The 17,858-nt window shown below is 69.0% G+C and carries 13 protein-coding genes and 2 pseudogenes; 5 read left to right on the top strand and 10 right to left on the bottom strand.

Annotated features, from left to right (window positions below):
• Nucleotides 1–8: 8 nt before the first annotated feature.
• The 4 genes from ACZ5TL_RS31240 to ACZ5TL_RS31255 all read right to left on the bottom strand — a co-directional run bounded on the left by ACZ5TL_RS31240 (nucleotide 9) and on the right by ACZ5TL_RS31255 (nucleotide 5,689).
• Nucleotides 9–1,502 carry a hypothetical protein gene (locus ACZ5TL_RS31240; protein WP_468594027.1) on the bottom strand — a complete coding sequence of 498 codons (1,494 nt, stop codon included), beginning with the start codon at nucleotides 1,500–1,502 and terminating at the stop codon, nucleotides 9–11.
• A 338-nt stretch (nucleotides 1,503–1,840) separates the two neighbouring features.
• Nucleotides 1,841–3,133, bottom strand: coding sequence for an NAD(P)/FAD-dependent oxidoreductase (locus ACZ5TL_RS31245; protein WP_468594029.1), 1,293 nt, complete (start codon nucleotides 3,131–3,133; stop codon nucleotides 1,841–1,843).
• A 58-nt stretch (nucleotides 3,134–3,191) separates the two neighbouring features.
• Nucleotides 3,192–3,860, bottom strand: coding sequence for a haloacid dehalogenase type II (locus tag ACZ5TL_RS31250; RefSeq protein WP_468594031.1), 669 nt, complete (start codon nucleotides 3,858–3,860; stop codon nucleotides 3,192–3,194).
• 611 nt (nucleotides 3,861–4,471) lie between these two features.
• Nucleotides 4,472–5,689: an RsbRD N-terminal domain-containing protein gene (locus ACZ5TL_RS31255; RefSeq protein ID WP_468594032.1), complete on the bottom strand. Its 1,218-nt coding sequence runs from the start codon at nucleotides 5,687–5,689 to the stop codon at nucleotides 4,472–4,474.
• An 883-nt stretch (nucleotides 5,690–6,572) separates the two neighbouring features.
• Here ACZ5TL_RS31255 and ACZ5TL_RS31260 point away from each other — a divergent pair.
• The 4 genes and pseudogenes from ACZ5TL_RS31260 to ACZ5TL_RS31275 form a co-directional block, all read left to right on the top strand.
• Entirely contained in the window at nucleotides 6,573–9,599 is a 3,027-nt protein-coding gene (locus ACZ5TL_RS31260) for an aminotransferase class III-fold pyridoxal phosphate-dependent enzyme (RefSeq protein ID WP_468594033.1), read from the top strand.
• Between the two features lie 24 nt (nucleotides 9,600–9,623).
• A complete protein-coding gene (locus ACZ5TL_RS31265; protein WP_468594034.1) occupies nucleotides 9,624–9,794 on the top strand; it encodes a hypothetical protein in 171 nt (56 codons plus the stop codon).
• A gap of 18 nt (nucleotides 9,795–9,812) precedes the next feature.
• Nucleotides 9,813–10,784: a succinylglutamate desuccinylase/aspartoacylase family protein gene (locus tag ACZ5TL_RS31270; RefSeq protein WP_468594036.1), complete on the top strand. Its 972-nt coding sequence runs from the start codon at nucleotides 9,813–9,815 to the stop codon at nucleotides 10,782–10,784.
• 467 nt (nucleotides 10,785–11,251) lie between these two features.
• Nucleotides 11,252–11,428 (top strand): annotated as a pseudogene (locus ACZ5TL_RS31275) (transposase family protein); the annotation flags it as partial.
• 791 nt (nucleotides 11,429–12,219) lie between these two features.
• Here ACZ5TL_RS31275 and ACZ5TL_RS31280 read toward each other — a convergent pair.
• Together ACZ5TL_RS31280 and ACZ5TL_RS31285 are read right to left on the bottom strand one after the other, a co-directional pair.
• The gene (locus ACZ5TL_RS31280; protein ID WP_468594037.1) at nucleotides 12,220–12,477 is read right to left on the bottom strand and encodes a hypothetical protein; all 258 of its coding nucleotides are present in this window, start codon (nucleotides 12,475–12,477) and stop codon (nucleotides 12,220–12,222) included.
• 486 nt (nucleotides 12,478–12,963) lie between these two features.
• On the bottom strand, nucleotides 12,964–14,139 hold the full coding sequence (locus ACZ5TL_RS31285; RefSeq protein WP_468594039.1) for a multidrug effflux MFS transporter: 1,176 nt from the start codon (nucleotides 14,137–14,139) through the stop codon (nucleotides 12,964–12,966).
• Nucleotides 14,140–14,249: 110 nt separating this feature from the next.
• Between ACZ5TL_RS31285 and ACZ5TL_RS31290 the strand changes: the two genes are divergently transcribed.
• Nucleotides 14,250–14,726 (top strand): MarR family winged helix-turn-helix transcriptional regulator, encoded by a 477-nt coding sequence (locus tag ACZ5TL_RS31290; RefSeq protein ID WP_468594040.1) that lies wholly within the window; start codon nucleotides 14,250–14,252, stop codon nucleotides 14,724–14,726.
• 124 nt (nucleotides 14,727–14,850) lie between these two features.
• Here ACZ5TL_RS31290 and ACZ5TL_RS31295 read toward each other — a convergent pair.
• From ACZ5TL_RS31295 to ACZ5TL_RS31310, 4 genes and pseudogenes are all read right to left on the bottom strand, one after another.
• A pseudogene (locus tag ACZ5TL_RS31295) lies at nucleotides 14,851–15,171 on the bottom strand (transposase); the annotation flags it as partial.
• A 25-nt stretch (nucleotides 15,172–15,196) separates the two neighbouring features.
• On the bottom strand, nucleotides 15,197–15,766 hold the full coding sequence (locus ACZ5TL_RS31300; protein ID WP_468594041.1) for a transposase: 570 nt from the start codon (nucleotides 15,764–15,766) through the stop codon (nucleotides 15,197–15,199).
• 218 nt (nucleotides 15,767–15,984) lie between these two features.
• Nucleotides 15,985–16,989, bottom strand: a complete 1,005-nt coding sequence (locus ACZ5TL_RS31305) for a sugar ABC transporter substrate-binding protein (protein WP_468594042.1) — start codon at nucleotides 16,987–16,989, stop codon at nucleotides 15,985–15,987.
• 271 nt (nucleotides 16,990–17,260) lie between these two features.
• Entirely contained in the window at nucleotides 17,261–17,461 is a 201-nt protein-coding gene (locus ACZ5TL_RS31310; protein ID WP_468594043.1) for a hypothetical protein, read from the bottom strand.
• Between the last annotated feature and the right edge of the window lie 397 nt (nucleotides 17,462–17,858).

A 17,858-nucleotide genomic window follows, 5' to 3' on the forward strand; every position in this document is an offset into this window, starting at 1 on the left:
AAGCCGGACTACCCGCCGGCGCCAAGGCGCGCCCGGCGGGTCTGAACGAGGCGATGCCAGCGGGTACGAACGGCGTCGGCCCCGTCGAGCCAGTGCGCGGAGGCCGGGCCGGGCAGGGGCAGGCCTCCCATGTAGTGGGCGATGTCGGCGTAGTAGGCGTAGTCACCGGTCCGGGCGAGTTCGCGCAGGCGGTCGATGACGGCACGGACCTTGTCCTGCTCGCCGAGGACGGCGTGGTGGAAGGCGAGCGTCAGCTCCAGGACGGCTTCGGCCGCGGTGATGCCGGCGTCGCGGGTCTCGGCGCGCAGGTCGCGGGCAGGTTCGAGGCCGCGCAGAGTGCCGGCGTCGCGAACGAGCGCGGCAATCCGCACGGTGAGGCTGGTGGCGCGCAGGTCCAGGCCGGTGAGGAGCTGCTCGGCGAGGTGGAGCTCGTCGTCCGCGGTGTCGGGGTCGGTGAAGGCCAGAACCAGGGCGCGCTGGGCTTGGCTGGTGGCGCGTTCCCCGGCAACGCCGTGCTGCTCGGCCTGGTCGCGGGCGGCGGCGTAGGCGGCGGCCGCGCGGTCCATGTCCCCGTGGGGCCAGAGGATGTCCCCTTCGACGCGGTGCTGGCGGCCGGCCCAGCCGAGGGTACGGGCGGTGTCGTACGCGGTGGGGAAGTCGCCGGCGAGGCGGGAGAGGTGGGCAAGTCCGCGGCGGGCGGCGGGGGCGAGGCGGCCGCCGCCCTCGGCGACGAGCTGCATCCCGTGGCGGGAGGCGGCGGAGTCGCCGAGGTCGCGGTGGGCCTTGGCGAGGTAGTAGACGCCCATCTCGTGCAGGTCGGCGGGGAGCAGGTGGCTGCCGGTGACGGCGGCGAGGCGGGAGGCGGTGGCGGAGCGGTGCTCGTGCTGGCGGCGGGCGAGGGCGGCGAGGAGTTCGACGAGAGCGTCGGCCGACGTCTCCAGGCCGTCGCTGCCCGGCCGGGCGGGCGAGGCGATGGGCTCCCACACGGAGTCGCTGACGTAGGCCCAGGCGGCGTCGGCGAGCCAGCCCAGCTCGAGGCCGAAGTCCCGGGCCAGGGTGAGGCCCTGGCGCAGGCAGCCGATCAGCAGCATCCGGCCCTGGCCGGTGGTGCCGCCGCCGGTCCACTGATTGCCGAGGGCCGCCAGGGCGCGCTCGGCGGCCTGCTGCCAGTCGCCATCCGTCCAGCGGTCGTCGGTGGCGTCGTCGGCGCTGCGGATGGTGGAGCGGATCAGACCGTGCAGGTGGTAGGGCCAGAGCCCGAAGACGTTCTCGCGGACGAACGGCCGCTCGATCAGCCGCTGGACCGGTGCCTGGTGCGGCAGGCCGGACGCGGCGGTGGCGAGGGTGAGGTCGAAGGCGTCCAGCAAGGACACCGACCGCAGGACGTGCCGTTCGTCGGGGGTGAGGTCGGACAGGGTGCGAGCGATCAGGGCGCCGAAGTCGTGGTCGAAGTCGGACGGGACCGGCTCGTGGGTGCGGCGGATCTCCAGGAAGCGAAGCACCGACAGGTCGAGGTACAGGGGCAGGCCGTGGGATCGGCCGGTGATGGCCTGGCGGATCTCACCGCTGATGAGCGGCTGGCCATCGCGGGAGAGCCGGCGGGCGAGATAGTCGTCGCAGTCCTCGGGTGAGAAGTCGCCTTTACCGACTCTCCGAGTGTTCCGGTCGGCCCTGACCTGTGATGATGCGTCACGTAGGTGTTCATGACGAGCAAAGTCCGTCCCCTCTCACGCCAGCTGCTCTAATGTCGCCGACGCTGGATGGGGTGTGGTCAAACGACATGGCGAGGGCCAGTGGCGGGCGGACCCCGCCACTGGCCCTTCCGGTGAATCGCTGTTGGTCAGCGCAGCCGGTCCTTGGCCTTGTAGTACGCCCCGCCGAAGGGCAGGAACCAGGCGGTGCCGTTGTAAAAGGGGACGGGAACCTTGGGGAAGCCAAGGTCACGCAGGGGGTTGGCCTCCGGCTTGCCGTCCATCATCTCGGCGACCGCCCGGCCCATGTAGGTGGCCATCTGGACTCCATGGCCGCAGTACCCCATGGAGTAGTACAGGCCCTTGGCCCCCTGTGCCTCACCCGCGTGCGGGAGGCGGTCCCAGGAGAAGCCGACCATGCCGCCCCAGACGTAGTCGACCCGGACGCCCGCCAGTTGCGGGAAGATCTCCGTCATCTCCCGCTTCAGGACGTCCCCGCTCTTCACGTCGGAGGCCGGGTTGGAAGGCGCGAAGCGGGCCCGGCCACCGAAGGCGAGGCGGTTGTCGGGGGTGAGGCGGATGTAGTGGCCGACGTTCTTGGAGTCGACCACCAGGCGCCCGTTGGGAATGATGTCGCGAGCGCGCGCCTCGCCGAGCGGTTCGGTGACGATGATGAAGCTGCCGACGTTGATCAACCGCTTCCGGAACCAGGGCAGCGCCTTGTCGGTGTAGGCGTCGGTGGCCGCCATGACCTGCTTGGCGCGGATGGTGCCGTGCATGGTCTCGACGAGGAAGCCGCCGCCAGGGGTCCTTGTCAGGCCCGTGGCGGCGTTCCGTTCGTGGATCTCCGCACCGGCGTGTTCCGCGGCCTCGGCCAGGCCATGGACGAACTTGCCCACATGCAGGGCCGCGCCGAGCGGGTCGAGCAGCGCGCCGTGGTAGTAGTCGGAGCCGAGTTCGGCGCGCAGTTCACTCTTGGTCAGCAATACCATGTCGTGGCCGAAGTTCTCGGCCAGATCGCGCTGCTTGGCCCGCATGGCGTCGAAGTGCTGGGGTTTGAAGGCGACGCCGAGGCGCCCGGCACGGTGGAAGTCGCAGTCGATCTTCTCCCTGACCGCGAGCTCCTCGACGAGGTCCACCGCATCGCGGAACGCATCGTAGATCTCGCGGGCGCGCTCCATCCCGTAGCGCTTGCGGGCCTCGGCCGGGCTGATGGTGATGCCGGGGTTGCAGTGGCTGCCGTTGCGTCCGGAGGCTCCCGAGCCGACCTTGTCCTTCTCGACGAGGACGACCCGGGCGCCCTTGCGGGCGGCGTGGTAAGCGGTGGACAGTCCGGTGAGGCCGCCGCCGATGACCACCACGTCGGCCTCGTCCGGCAGGTCCTTTCCGGACCGGTCGGGCAGTGCGGGAGCGGTGTCGAGCCAGTAGGGGATCTGCTTCATGGCGTGCGTCCTTTGCGTTCTCTATCCCGTGTCGCCGTGTCGCCGTGTCGCCGTGGGGTCAGCAGCCGAGCAGGGCCGGCAGGCCGGACAGGTCGGGCAGCTCGTCGTAGGGCTGGTAGTCGGCGCTGCCGCTGTGGAATTCGTAGCGGTTGATCCACACGCGGCGAGCGAGGCCGAGGTCGCGTGTGGGGATGAGGTCGTACTCCCAGCCCTGGGCGACGTGGATGACCTGGGCGGGGTCGATGTCCATGGTCTGGAAGGCGTACTCGAAGGTCTGCCGGGACGGCTTGTAGGCGCCGGCCTGCTGGGCGGTGATGACATGGTCGAACTCGACGCCGATGTTGGCCAGGTTCTGGGCGATGAGGTCGTCGTCCGTGTTGGAGATGATGGCGATCTCGTACCGGGACTTCAGCGCCCGCAGGGCGGCCGGGACCTCGGGGTGGGGGCCGAAGGTGGGCACGGCCGCGACCAGGGCCTCGCCGTCGGACTTCCGGTACTCCAGGCCGTGCAGACGCATGGCTGCCTCCAGGCTGGAGGGCAGTGCCTCGCGGAAGGGGCGGTAGGCCTCCAGGACGGCCTGGAACCGCATGACGCGGAAGTCGTCGAGGAACTCGTCGACGTTCAGGCCGTCCAGGTCCAGCCGGTCGGCCAGGAGCTTCAGGGTGGTGGGGCCGAGCTGGAAGTCGACCAGGGTGCCGTAGGCATCGAAGGTGACGATCTGACGCATGGTGTTCAACCTCTTTCCGGGCGTATCGGACACCCTGTTCACCGGGAGTCATCGGGAGTCACGATCTCGTCGAGTGCGGCCAGGTCCGCCGCATCGGGGTTCAGGAGGCTGCCGCGGGGTTGGCGGCGACCTGTTCAGGGGGCAGGGGACTTGAGGGGGTGCCCGAGGGGCCGCCGCTGGAGGACGAGCCCCCGGACAGGGCCGGGGACGGTGAATGCTGATCAGGTAGTCGGCGGCAGCACCATTACTGCTCCGAGTGCGATGAGCCTTTCCCCAACCCGAGGTGATGCGTCAGTGAAACACCGCGGAGAATCCGGCAACAAGGGACGCGAGGTCGCGACATCGACCCAGTATTTTGTGCCTGTGCACAATTTCCTGTCAGGAACCTGGTGCGGTTCCCGCCCGAACCGGCTGAGTCTCTGAGAGGCACCGCGAGCGGCTCCGGCACGAACTGCCGCCGCTTCGCGCTGTGCCGCCCGGCGGCGTGACCGGGCTGTCGGCCGCCAAGACTGCCGTCCTCATGAAGGGCATGTGGCCTCTGACCGCGGCGCTGCGGCTCCGGCTCTCGCGGTCCCCGGCCGGTTGCCACAACCCGTCCAGCGATCGGTGGATCAGGACACCGTCGCCCGGAAACGGGCGCCCGCGTCCGTCTCCAGCCAAGCCAGGGCGAGGGCCAGCCGGGCGGCGTCGTTCGGTCTGGACAGCTTCAGCCCGGTCGCCTCTTCCGCGGCCTGCAGGCGATTGCCCACCGTGTTCCGGTGACGGTAGGTGCGTGCGGCCACCTCGGCGACCGAGCCCAGGTCGAGGTACCAGCGCAGGGTCTCGACGATGCTGTCGCGGTCGCGCAGCTCGAGGAGTGGGCGCAGCACGCCGGTGGCCATCGCGCCGGTGAGCTCCTCCTGCGCCGACATGATCGCCCCGACCCAGTGGCCCTCCACGTGCCGCACTCCAGGCTGCGCGGAGCTGCGGATCGCGGCCCGTGCGAACCGGATGCCCCGTGCCGTCAGCGCCAGCCCGGGGACTTCCGCTACGCCGCAGCGCCACGGAGCGAACGGCCGGAGCATGGCAAGCGTGGTCTCTTGATCGCACCGTCCGTGACGGATGATGCCGAGGAGCTCGTCGCCCATCCATCCGAAGTGACGCAGCAGGCCGCCCCGGCGCAGCGCATCGTCGACCTGGGACAGAGCCGGGTCCCCGGTGGGAACGGATTCGACCACGACCACGGTCAGGGCGACGTGCTCGGAGAAGCCCAGCAACGTCGAGGCCTCGGCGACCGTGGAGGGATCCTGCTCGCCTTCCAGGACGAGGCGACCGAAGGCGCGGTTGCGCACCTCCGTACGACGGCTCGCCAGGTCGCGCTCGGTGCGGCGGTAGGCGTCGACGACCTCGACGCTGTTGGCGTCCGTCGCCTCCCAGACGCGGATCAACCCGTCGAGGAAGTCGGGATCGGCGCTGATGCCACGTGCTCGCCCCTCCGCGAGCACGGCCTCCCACAGGGTCCTGAGGTCCAGCTGGAAGGAGTGCATCAGAGCGGTCAGGGGAAACGCCTGTTCCGCTCGCTCGCGTCCCACGTCCTCGGTGGCGCGCGAGACCGTCCGGGGCACGGGACCGCCGGCCAGCCGGGTCAGGGCGAGTTCGAGGGTTCGTCGCATCCCCTCCCGTTTCTGGACCGGGTCCCAGTCCGCCGACGCGTAGGCGGCCTCCTCGGCTTCCAGCTGTTCGAGAGCACGAGAGGTCAGTTCGTCGAGTCGTTCCTCGAGGAGTTGGCGCGCGATCGCCTGCACGGCGTCGTGGCGGGTTCCACCCTGACGGCGTCCCGGGCCGCTCACGAGGACCGCCTCTCACGACGACAGCCGTCACCGGACGGATACGGGGCCGTCTCCGGGAAATGCCGCTGACGTGCCGGTGGGGCTCCCTGACAGAAATTGTGCACAGGCACAAAATACTGGGTCGATGTCGCGACCTCGCGTCCCTTGTTGCCGGATTCTCCGCGGTGTTTCACTGACGCATCACCTCGGGCTGGAGATGGCTCGTGACATGACCACGCACTTGGAGCAGCCATGGCGCTTCCGTAAGCACCTGATCCTCAGTCCGTCAACTTGAGTAGGCGCTGCTGAGAGGCGCCGCGTCCCTCGGGTCAGTCTCAGCCTTCCGCTACAGGGCCCACCAGGACCGCGATGACCAAGGCGGCCGAGCCAACCGGTTCGCCAGGCAGAGCGGGATCGAGATCACCCGGACTCCCCCAGAGACTACGCCGAGCTCAAGGCGAGGGTCGAGGACCAGAACGTCACCTGGGAGGTCATGACGGCCGCCGCGTGAGCTGATGACCGGTCTCGATGAGCGCTCCGCCCTTGTCGGACGGCCCACCTCGGACCTGATCGCCGACCAGGTGTTGGAGCGCGTCCTGGCCCGGGCCCCTGCAGCCGTGGGAGTGGGGCATCGAAGTACCGAACGGGGGAGTTCGCCTGGACCTGTCGGTCGCCGACGTGGTCGAGATCTCTGCAGCCCGTGAAGCGATCGAGACCACAGCCGCGGCCGCCCTGCCCGCCTCCGCCCAGGAACCGCATCGATCGGACCGCCCGGGAGCCGACTGACAGCGTCGGGCAAAGGTCCGACCCAAGTGGCGGCGGGGGACCGGCCACGACCCGAGCGTCGTGACGCAGGCCCACGGCGAGTGATGAGCGACCTGACGACGAGAGAGAGAACGCACCGATGACCTCAGCGACCACCACCGGCCAGGACGGAACGACCATCCCCGGTCACACCGGCCAACTGCCGGGCTCGCTTCTCGATCACGTGCTGCGGCAGTCCTTCGGACTCGAGGGATATGTCCAGCACCCACTGGGAGGGGAGATCGACCAGAACGTCCGGATCACCGGCGATGACGGCATGCGCTACTTCGTACGGGTCACCCGCGCGGAGCCGGACTCAGCCGACGTCCTCTGGCAGAACTCACTCCTCCAGCATCTGGCCTCCACCGTTCCCGACCTTCCGGTGCCACGACTGGTCCCGACACGCGAGGGGAAGTACCTTGCCGACGTCGTCCACGAGGGCCGAACGCACGTGGTCCGCGTGATGAGCTGGCTTGAGGGCCGGGTCCTGGCGGATCTCGACGACCACCCCGCGGCGCTGCTGCGTCAGCTGGGAGAAGCCGCTGGGCGGCTGAGCCTCGGACTCTCCAGCATGGAGCCACCGGTGGGCTTGGAACCGCACGACTGGGACATGCGCCGGGCCGCTGAGATCGTCGAGGCGTCGCTGCACGCTGTACAGGACGCGGACCGGCGGGAGTCGGTGCGCACTATCATGGGCTGGTACGACGATCTCCTGCCGGCATGGAACCGACTGCCGCGGAGCGTCCTGCACCAGGATCTCAACGACGCCAACGTTCTGGCCGACGCCGACGAGGACGGGGTGCTGCGGATCTCGGGCATCATCGACCTGGGCGACTCGCTCTACAGCGTGCGCGCGGCAGAGGTGGCGATCGCGGCGGGCTACGCCATGGTCCGCAAGGCCGACCCGCTCGCCGCGGCGGCCGAAGTCGTGGCCGGCTTCCACTCGGTGCTTCCCCTCACGGCTGAGGAACTGGCGGCTGTCTATCCGCTGGCGGCCGCCCGGCTGTGCATGAATGCCGTGACGTGGACGCGCCGGGTCGCCGAGAGCGGCACGCCGTACGGGCGGATCCGCGTACAACACACCTGGCCGACGATCGCGCAGGTGGCCGAGGTCTGTCCCGACGTCGCCGAGGCGACGTTCCGGGTCGCCTGTGGGCTCCCCCGGACGCCGGAGCAGGGGGGTCTGGAAGAGGTCTTGGCAGAGGCGGCGCGAGACGGTGCCCTGCACACACCGGCCCCGCAGCTGCTCGACCTGCGACCGGCAAGTGATCTCTACGACGAAGTCGACTGGCACGAAGCGAGGGCGGTGCGCGCGAGCATCGACGACGCCCTCGACGGACGACGGCGGCGGGGCTACGTGCCCCACCTCAGCGCATCGCTGCTCCTGGGGGGCCGGCGCCGCCCAGGAGCCGACGAGCCCGCGACGGTTCAGGTCGGCGGCTCGCTGATCGTGGCCGATGCCGAGGAGGTCGCCAGCCCGCTGTCCGGCGTCGTCGAGGTCCGCGGTGGCCCCGGTATGCCGTTGGTGCTGCGACATGCGGTCGAGGGGCTGGAGTTCTGGACCTGCTGGTGGGGACTCGACGACACGCCGCCCGTTGCGGCGACAGTCCCGGCCGGGGCGCCGTTGGGACGCGCCGGCGCGAGCGATGAGACGGACCCGCTCGGGCCCTGCGTCCAGGTGCAGGTCCACCGCACCGCACGGATGGCCACGTGGCCGCCGCCTCGCGCCGTGCCGCCCTTCGCACGGCAGGTGTGGAGCCACCTGTCCCCTGACCCCGCCCGGCTCTTCGGGTTCACCGAGTCCCCCGCCGCGGTCCCCACCATCGACGACGTCGTCTCAGTGCGCCGTCGCCACATCGCTCGCTCCCAGCACAACTACTACCGCAACCCGATGAACCTTGTGCGTGGGCGGGACGTGTGGTTCCACGACGAGGACGGCCTGGCCTATCTGGACTCGCTGAACAACGTCACCCACGTCGGCCATGCCGAGCCACGGGTGACCGCCGCCGCCACCCGACAGCTGCGCAAACTCAACACCAACAGCCGTTTCGTCTACCCGCAGATCACCAGTTACGTGCAGAAGCTGGTAGCCACGCTGCCCGACCCGCTCGAGGTCGTCTTCCTCGTGTGCACAGGCAGTGAGGCAAACGACCTGGCGCTGCGGATCGCCCGCCAGGTGACAGGACGTCAGCACATCGTCAACATCGACGGCGCGTACCACGGCAACACCGGCGTCGTGACCGGGATCAGCCCGAACCGTTACAAGGGCCCCGGCGGCGCAGGTGCACCCGCGACCACCCACGAGGTCGTCATCCCGGACCGCTACCGCAGCACCTACGGGTACGACGACCCGGACGCCGGAGTCAAGTACGCGCGCGACGCCGCGGCCGTCATCGAGCGGATCACGGCCGACGGCCGACCCCCGGCCGCCTTCATCGCCGAGTCCCTGATGGGATCGGGTGGGAACATCGTGTTCCCCGACGGCTACCTCGATGGCGTGTTCACTGCAGCCAGGCGGGCGGGCGCCCTGTGCATCTCCGACGAGGTCCAGGTCGGTGTCGGACGACTCGGGCCCTGGTGGGGTTTCGAGCTCCAGGGAGTGGTCCCGGACATCGTCACGATGGGCAAGCCGCTCGGGAACGGGCACCCCCTCGCGGCGCTGGTCACGACTCGGGAGATCGCCGACGCGTTCGACACGGGCATGAAGTACTTCAACACCTTCGGCGGCAACCCGGTCTCCTGCGCGATCGGCGAGGCCGTGCTCGACATCGTCGAGCAGGATGGGCTGAGGGAGAACGCCGTGAGCGTGGGCGGGTACTTCGCCCAGTCGCTGCGCGAGCTCCAGCAGCGCCAACCGCTCATCGGCGACGTGCGGGCAGAAGGGCTCTACCTCGGCGTCGAACTGGTCCGTAACCGCACCACCAGAATGCCGGCCACGGAGCAGGCCTTCATGGTCACCGAGCTCATGAAGGAGCGAGGCGTCATCGTCTTCCCCAATGGCGTGCACGACAACGTACTGAAGATCAAACCGCCCATGACCTTCCGCCGCGAGCACGTGGATCTCTACGTCGACGCGCTGGACGAGGTCCTGTCCCTGCCCGAGCTGCGCTCGGCCGTTCAGTCCTGAGACGGGCAACCGTCCACTGAGGCAATGAACGAGAGTGACCCGCGAAACGCGAGAAGTGCCCTGCTGGCCGGCCACTCCGGCCAGGGCTTCAAGCTCTCGCCCGCCATGGGCGGCATTGCCGCGGACCTCGCCCTTCAGGGCCGCACCTCCCAGCCGACCGACTTCATCACCACAAACGGCCGCACCGCGGCCTGAGCCAGAAAGAGGAAAGACATGACCCTGACCATCGGCCCGCTGCGGGCCGAGCCCGGCCAGAAGACCCGCGGGGTTCTGCCCGCCGACCTCGGCCCCACGACGGCGGAAGTTCCCCTGCTCCTCGTCAACGGCTCCCGGCCCGGCCCCCGGGTCGTGATCACCGGTGGCGTCCACGGCGGCGAGTTCATCGGCGTAGACGCCGCCACCCGCCTGGCCGGGCTGCTGGAACCGGACGATGTCGCCGGCCAGGTGGTGATCTGCCCCGTGGCCAACCCCCCGGCCGTTTACGGGGGCAGGCTCAACATCTCCCCGCTGGACGGCGTGAACATCAACCGCGTCTTCCCCGGCGACAAGGACGGCTGCCCCACCGAGCGGATGGCGGCCTGGCTGTTCGAGCACCTGATCGACGGCGCCGATGCCTACGTGGACCTGCACAGCGGCGGCATCGACCAGCATCTGCTCGACTTCGTCGGTTACCGCCTGACCGGCGACGACGAACTGGACGCGAAGAACAAGGCGATGGCCCACGCGGTCGGATACGAGCGGGTCATCTTCGGCACCAGCCCGGACGGCGGCAACAGCCACGCCGCGGCGAACCGGCAGGGTGTCCCCGCGATCCTCGTCGAGACCGGAAAGCTCGGCGACCGCGACCCCGCCACCGTGCGCAGGCTGCTCGACGCCCTGTACCGGATCCTGCACCACCTCGGTGTCATCGAGGCGTCGAAGCACGTCAAGCCGACGACCGTGCAGCCACGCGACTGGATCTGGACGGGCGAGGTCGCCTCCCAGGTCACCGGTCTGTGGTACCCGGACGCGGTCACCGGTGACGAGGTGACCGAGGGACAGACCATCGGCCGCATCATCGACCCGGTCGACGGCACCGAACACAAGGTCACCGCCACCGCCACCGGAACGATCATCTACGGCATGAACGGACTCTCCGTCCGCCCCGGCACGGAACTCGCCGCCATCGCCACCCCGCACGACTGACGGGCCGCATGCCCGCTCACCGATTCCACCCCCCTACCCCACCGAGCTGGCCCCCATTGCGCTACTTCCAGGAGATTCGTCATGACGCACCGTCGGCCAGGTGCACGTTACCGGTAGTTCGTTAAATCCGGTGGTGGTGTGGGTTGACGGTAGGTCGGGTTGGTCGTAGGCCGGTGGCAGAAGTCAACTGCTCTGCTGGGGGCTGAAGATGACCGCTCGCCGTCCGTGTCCGCCCGCGCCGGGGCCGTTGGAGGAGTACGCGGCCCGGTTCGACGACCTCTTCTTCAGCCTGGCCCAGCGGCGAGGTTTCCGCGAGTACCTGACCGGGCTGCTGGCGCCGCGGGAGCGGAACAAGACCATCACCTGCCTGGCAGGCGCGGAGCCGGTGACCGGCGCGGGGATGCCGGGGGTGCAGCGGCTGCAGTTCTTCCTGTCCGAGTCGCCGTGGGAGGGCGAGCGGGTCAACGACCGGCGGCCAGAAACTGTCCAACAAGGCACTGGCCGCCGTCCGGGCACCGGTCGAGCACGGCTTCGCGCACCTGAAGAACTGGCGTGTGCTCGGCAAGGTCCGCACCGACCCGAAACGGGCGACCGCCCTGGTCAGGGCCCTACTGGTCCTCACGAACCGCGAAGTCGCCCGCTGACCGACGATCTGGACGGGAGTCATGCGCTCATGACCAGCCCGAGTACCCCGAAGCCGCGCACACCAGCCCCATGACCTGCGACTTCACGATGCACACCACTCAATGGTTCGCCCCACCCGGACCCCTGGACGCCACCGCACCGGACCCGTGCCCCGACGAGGGGCCAGAGAGGGGGACCAACCGAACCCCACCCACCCCAACTGCCCTGCTGGCCCAGGGCATTACGTTCGGTTCGCGCCTGGCTCACCCCCGCCACCACCCTGAACCGATGGTGGCGATCCTGGACGGACAAAGACCCACCCTCCGAACTCCAGGCCCTGATCGACGCGGTCACCACGGGACACGGTCTTGATCTCTACCTCCGGATTTAACGAACTACCGGTATGAGGCGAGCGCTGGGGGCAGCGGCAACCATTCAATCTCCGGTTCAGGGTGATGTTCTTGGTGCTGGACGGGTTCCCAGATCGACCAGCGGGCCGTATCCCGGTCCGCGTCGGCCTTTGAAGACCGGCAGACGTAGTAGCGCCCAGAGGGTGATGGCTGGGCGGGGGCGATCCAAGTCAGCAAGGGAGTCAGCGGCTCGGCGGTGCGCAGGTTCCACAGGCGCACGCCGTGGTCGTACTCGACCACGGCCGTGGCGTGGTCCGCGCCCACAGCGATGCCTTTGACGAGGTCATCGTCCTGGCCCGCATGCGCAAGGTCTTGAGCGAGCGCAGACAGTACCAGACGAGGCGGCGCCGGTACGCGATCACGCAGGTGTCGCCGTTGCCGTCGACGGCGATTGCCTCCGGTCACCCCCAAGCCTCGAAGTCGGCCTCAGGCTGCCCGAGGACCTGTGGTCGCTGTCCGGCAACGGGATCGGCAAGGGCAAGAACCCAACCGTGGGTGGCGTCACAGTCGTAGATCAACAAGTGTGCACCCGGCGTCCATCCCCATGCCTCGGCGGAAGGGATCCGCCACTGCCGCGCTTGGGCGAGGTCGACCATCGCGACGCCGTCAGTGTCGACCGCGATGTGCGTGCCGTCGGGCGACCAGTCAGGGAGGGACACGACGAGACACTCGATCCGGTGAGCAGCGGCCGCCACACATCAGCGTGGCGATCGATGGCGAAGACGTGATCGTCGTCCTCAAAAACCGCGTCGCAGAGGTCGACGCCCAGATCGGACACAAGCCGGAACCGCACGTGGTCAGTTTGACAGACGGCCGCCCTCAACGGCGGTGTGCCCGAACCACCTCTTGACGGAGATCCGCAAGCTGATCGATACGCGCAGAATCGGGCAAGGCCCCCGGACTCCCGTCGTCGGCCCAGCATGCAGAGGAGTGGTCAGGGCTTCGTGACCGTGGTCTTCTTGGGCTGGCGGGGGACGGTCCTGGTCTTGTCGAGGTGCCCGTACACCGTCGAACTGGGCAGGCCCCGACGAGGTCGGCGATCTACTGGACGGTCTTCTCGCAGGCGTCGTGCAACGGCCGTCTCATCCTCCTCGCGGACGCTGCCCCTTGACTACGGGCCTGAGCTGATCACCGGCGTCGGCTGTTCACCGGCGGCGGGCACTGAGCACGGCCAGCGCGGCCGCGGCGCACAGGAACATGGTGGCGCCCATGACGACCGCGTTCACGTGGCCGGTCAGGCTCATGGCGGAGGCGGCGGCGCCGCCGACGAGGAACTGCAGCAGTCCCTGCAGGGAGGAGGCCACGCCGGCGGCGGAACCGTGGCGGGTCAGCGCGAGGGACGTCGCGTTGGCGAAAACGATGCCGAGCATGGACACCACTGTGAACAGGCATGCCAGCAGTATGGGAAGGGGAAGGCGGAGCGCGGCGCAGGCCAGCACGCCCAGTCCGCCAAGGGTGGCGACCGTCAGGCTGATGCGCAGGAGAGTGTGCTCGTCGGCGGCACGGCCGACGAGCAGGCTGTTGGCCTGCCCGAACAGCACGATGCCCAGGCCGTTGGCGCCGAAAACGAGGCTGAACTGCTGGGGGGTCAGCCGATAGCCGTCCTGCAGGACGAACGACGAGCCGGAGATGTAGGCGAACACGGCGGCGAACATCAACGCTGCGGCGAGCACGTAGCGCAGGTAGTGCCAGTCGGTGGCCAATGCGCGGAAGGTTCGCAGAGTACCGGTCAGATGAGCGGGCTGCCGGCGCCCGGCGGGCAGCGACTCGGGCAGCGTGAAGACAACCGCCAGCAACAGGGCGGCGCCGAGCGCGGCGAGGACGACGAACATGGCCCGCCACGTCGCGACGGTCAGGAGTTGGCCGCCGATGACGGGGGCCACGATCGGCGCCACGCCGTTGACCAGCATGAGGGTGGAGAAGAACCGGGTCATGGCGGTGCCGTCGAACAGGTCCCGCACGATGGCCCGGGCCAGCACCGTGGCCGCCGCCGCGCCGAGCGATTGCAGGATGCGCCCGCCGACCAGCCATCCGACGTCCGGCGCCATCGCGCACCACAACGACCCGGCCACGTACAGCGCCATCCCGATCAGCAGAGGCCGACGTCGGCCCCACATGTCCGACAACGGACCGACGATCACCTGGCCGATGGCGAGTCCGATGACGAACACCGTCAGGGTCAGCTGGACCAGCGGCATGCTGGTCTGCAGCTCGTGGGCCATGCCCGGCATCGCCGGGAGGTACATGTCGATCGTGAGCGCCCCGAACGCGCTCAGGGAGCCGAGCGCCAGCGCCAGCCGGGCTCGGCGTCCCGGACTCATCGGTTCTGGGGCACCTGCGTCGCAAGCCGCCGCGGCCACGTGCCGATCTTCCACACCTCTAATAGTTATGTCCATATAATTATGATGCCATAATTCATTAGGATGGGTCCATGCCCTACCACAAGGACAACGCCGCCGAGGCCGCCGACGGCCCGCTCGCCGATCTGGCCGACCTCATCCTCAACGTGGGCCGGCTGGTGCGCGCGCGTACTCCAGAGGGCAGCGAACTGGTTCCGCTCACCGAGACCGAACGCCAGATCATGCGTGTCGTGGACCTGTATCCGGGGGCCGCGCCCAGCGAGATCGCCCGCCGCACCCGGCTGCAACGGACGAACGTCAGCACGGCGCTGCGCAGCCTTGAGGACAAGGGCATGATCTCCCGCACCGCGACCACCGGCCGGGGGATCGCCGTACGCCCGACCGACCGCGCCACCGACAACCTGCGTGTGCTGCGTGCCGCCTGGGCGCGGGAACTCGCCGGCATCCTGGGCAACGACATCGACACGGTCCAACAGTGCACCGGCCTGCTCAGCCGCCTGGAACAACGCTTCACCGCCGACGACTCGATCGAGCGTGATCCTCAATGAACGGATCGGCTCACGAGCAACCACCCCGAGCGCCCCGCCGCCCGCGTCCCCGCACGGCGCCCCAACTCGGCGGTGGTGCCTGCGGCTTCGCCAGCGCGGCGGGGGCGCCGACCTACTGAAGCCGTTTGAGCCGTTTGAGCCGGTTGCGGACGAGGGCCTCGAGCCGGTCGAGGGCGACCACTGCGAGGTTGGCCAGACTGCGCTTGACGTGCGCCCATACCCCCTCGACGGGGTTGAGGTCAGGCGAGTAGGCGGGCAGCAGGAACACCGACAGCCATTCACGCTCGGCGATCAGCTCACGCATGGCGTGGGACACGTGGGTGTTCAGCCGGTCCCAGACCAGCACGATCGGTGCCTTGACGAGTTGATGGACACCGTCGATCAGCGCGATGAAGTCGCGCTCGCCCATGCTGCGACGCTTGCCTTTGCCCGAGGGGTGACTCCGTTGCCCAATTCCGAGCGGTCGCCGGTCAGGCTGTGAGCATGTAGGCAAGGCGTTCGAGTCTGCTGGTCCGGGGTCTGCCGAGCGGGGTGGTGCTCCAGTAGGCGTCGAGGCGGATGACGTTCAAGGCGGTGGCGGAGAAGACGTGCTGGAGGCGGACCTTGGCCAGTCCTCGGTAGCGGGCCCGGCGGATTCCGGTCATGTCCAGGGCCTGGTTGATCGTGCCCTCGACCCCCGCGCGCAGCTTGTACTTGTCCCGCCAGGTCTGGGTCTTCTGCTCGGTGCGGGCGGCGGCCTGGATCTCGTGCAGCTCTTTCGGCCGCAGGGTGAGCATCCGACTGACCCGCCGGGAGGATGTGCACTGCGTCCTTGACGGGCAGGCCCGGCAGTCGGTGGAGGCGAACTGGGCGACGATGGCGGGCCTGCCGTGCTGGGTGACCGGATACCACCCGGCGCTGGTGCGGCCGGCCGGGCATACGGCGAGATGTTCCACGCCGTGGCAGCCGCCTCCGGCAACAACGCGGTGACGTTCCCGTTCGAGGTGTTTCAGCAGGCGTTCATGCAGGACGCGGACGACGAGACGCAGCGGATCATCCACTCTCCACAAATCCTGCCCTTCCTGTGGCGCGGGCGACGGCACGGCGGCGCCGCGACGAGGAGGAAGGCGAACCCCGCCAGGGTGCCGAGGGAGACCCCCACCTTGGGGCGGGCGGGCAACCGCAGCGCCATAGAACGCTGCGCCGCCCGTCCGCCGTCGGCCTGCTTCGGGCCGGAGGCCGACGGTGGGGTCACGTCGGCGCAGTTGGGTCATGCTCGTCACCGGGTGCCCTTCGCGGCGAACTCGGCGACGCTGTCGGCGTTGTCCTTGGTGATGAAGGCCGGGCCGGTCAGGACGGGCGCGGTGCCGCCGCCGCTGAAGTTGCCGTTGGTCTTGTACAGCCAGAGCGAGTCGACGGCGAGGTAGCCCTGGAGGTAGGGCTGCTGGTCGACGGCGAACTCGATCGTGCCGTCCTGGACGGCCTCGACCAGCTCCTCGTTCAGGTCGAAGGTCGCGATCTTGGCCTTGGCGCCCGCGTCGGAAAGTGACTGCACCGCCGTCAGTGCGATGGGGGCGCCGAGGGTGACCACCTGGTCGATGGAGGAGTCCTGCTTGAGCTTGGCGGTGATCGTCGACTTCACAGACGGCATGTCGGTGCCGTTGACGTAGAGGACGTCGGTCTGGCCGCTGAAACCTTTCTTCAGTCCGGCGCAGCGTGCCTCCAAGGCGACCTGCCCCTGCTCCTGGATGACGCACAGGGCGTGCTTGGCGCCGAGCTGGTTGAGGCGTTCACCGAAGGCCTGGCCTGCGAGGTTCTCGTCCTGGCCGAAGTACTGGAGCATGCCGAGCTCCTTCCAGTCGTCCAGCCCGGAGTTGAAGCCGGTGACCGGGATACCGGCCGCCTTCGCCTTGGCCACCACGTCCTTCATGGCGTCCGGCTTGGCGGCGGTGAGCGCGATGCCGTCGACCTTCTGGTCGATGGCGTTTTGCGCGAGGGTGGCCTGGTTTCCGGCGCTGGGGTCGCTGGAGTAGACGAGCTTGATGTTGTCCTTGGCGGCAGCGGCCTGGGCGCCCTTGCGGATGAGGTCCCAGAAGGTGTCGCCCGGGGAGGCGTGGGTGATCATGGCCACGGTCATGCGGGGAGTGGTGGCCATGCCCGCGGAGGCGGCGGCTGAGCCTTCCTCGGACTTCTTCCCGCCGGAGCTGCTGGAGCATCCGGTGGCGAGCAGTGCGCCGGTGAGAACGACAGCGGCCAGAGTGGCGGCTCTGTGGTGTCTGTGCATGTCCTTCGCACCTCACTGTGCAGGTCAGGATGGTTTGTGCTGGATGGGGTGGAACGGCTTCGAGTGCGGGTGGGCCAGTCCCTGCGGTCGAATGTGTAGCGGACGCGGGCTGATGCGGGAAGGTCCCGACCGAAGAAACCTGGGCTGGTGGGTGGAGACCGTGACGAAGGGGCGTGTCCTCGGTCTCCGGGGCCGGAGACCGGAAGCGCGAGCCGTGTCCAGTTACGAGCAACGATGCTTGGCGGTCCTGGTGCGGCCCCCCAGTGCCTCGCTAGAGCGCATTATTAGCACGCTCTAGAAGGTCATACTGCAATTTGTATTGTTTCGTGTTGCTATCGGTGATGCCAACGTCCTTGTCAGGGTGCACCGATATGATCCGCGCTTTGTTGCATGGAACCGTGCCGACGTGTCGCAACGCCGCCCTGCCGGTGGCGGCCATGGCGTGGTGACGCCGTTCCTGGGCGATGCGCACGCCTTCACGGAGCGCGTACGCTCCACCACGCGGCACCCAACGCCGTGCACTCGTCTCGGAGGACTCCCGGGCCTGCTCCTCCCAGGCAAAGGCACAGGCGGTGGCGATGCCCGTCGAAGTTCAGCTCGTGCGGGGTGCCTGGGAACGCGTCCCGGCCGACCTCGCACCGGCTGATGTTCAGGTGCTGGCGGATGCGGGCGGTGGCAGCGCATGGGTTGGGGATGCGGCGCAGACCGGAGGAGCGGGAGAGTCGCTGGCGCGCTCTACTAGAGCGCTCTAGGGTAGTACGATGACCTCTGTCCAAACATCATGTCAACGGCCTGGTGCTGGGAGTTCCAGATCGCCGCCTGACAGGCTCTAAGGTGGGCGGCGTCGGAGGGGTGGGTTCACAGGTGGA

The sequence above is a fragment of the Streptomyces sp. NPDC033136 genome (genome assembly GCF_055578235.1).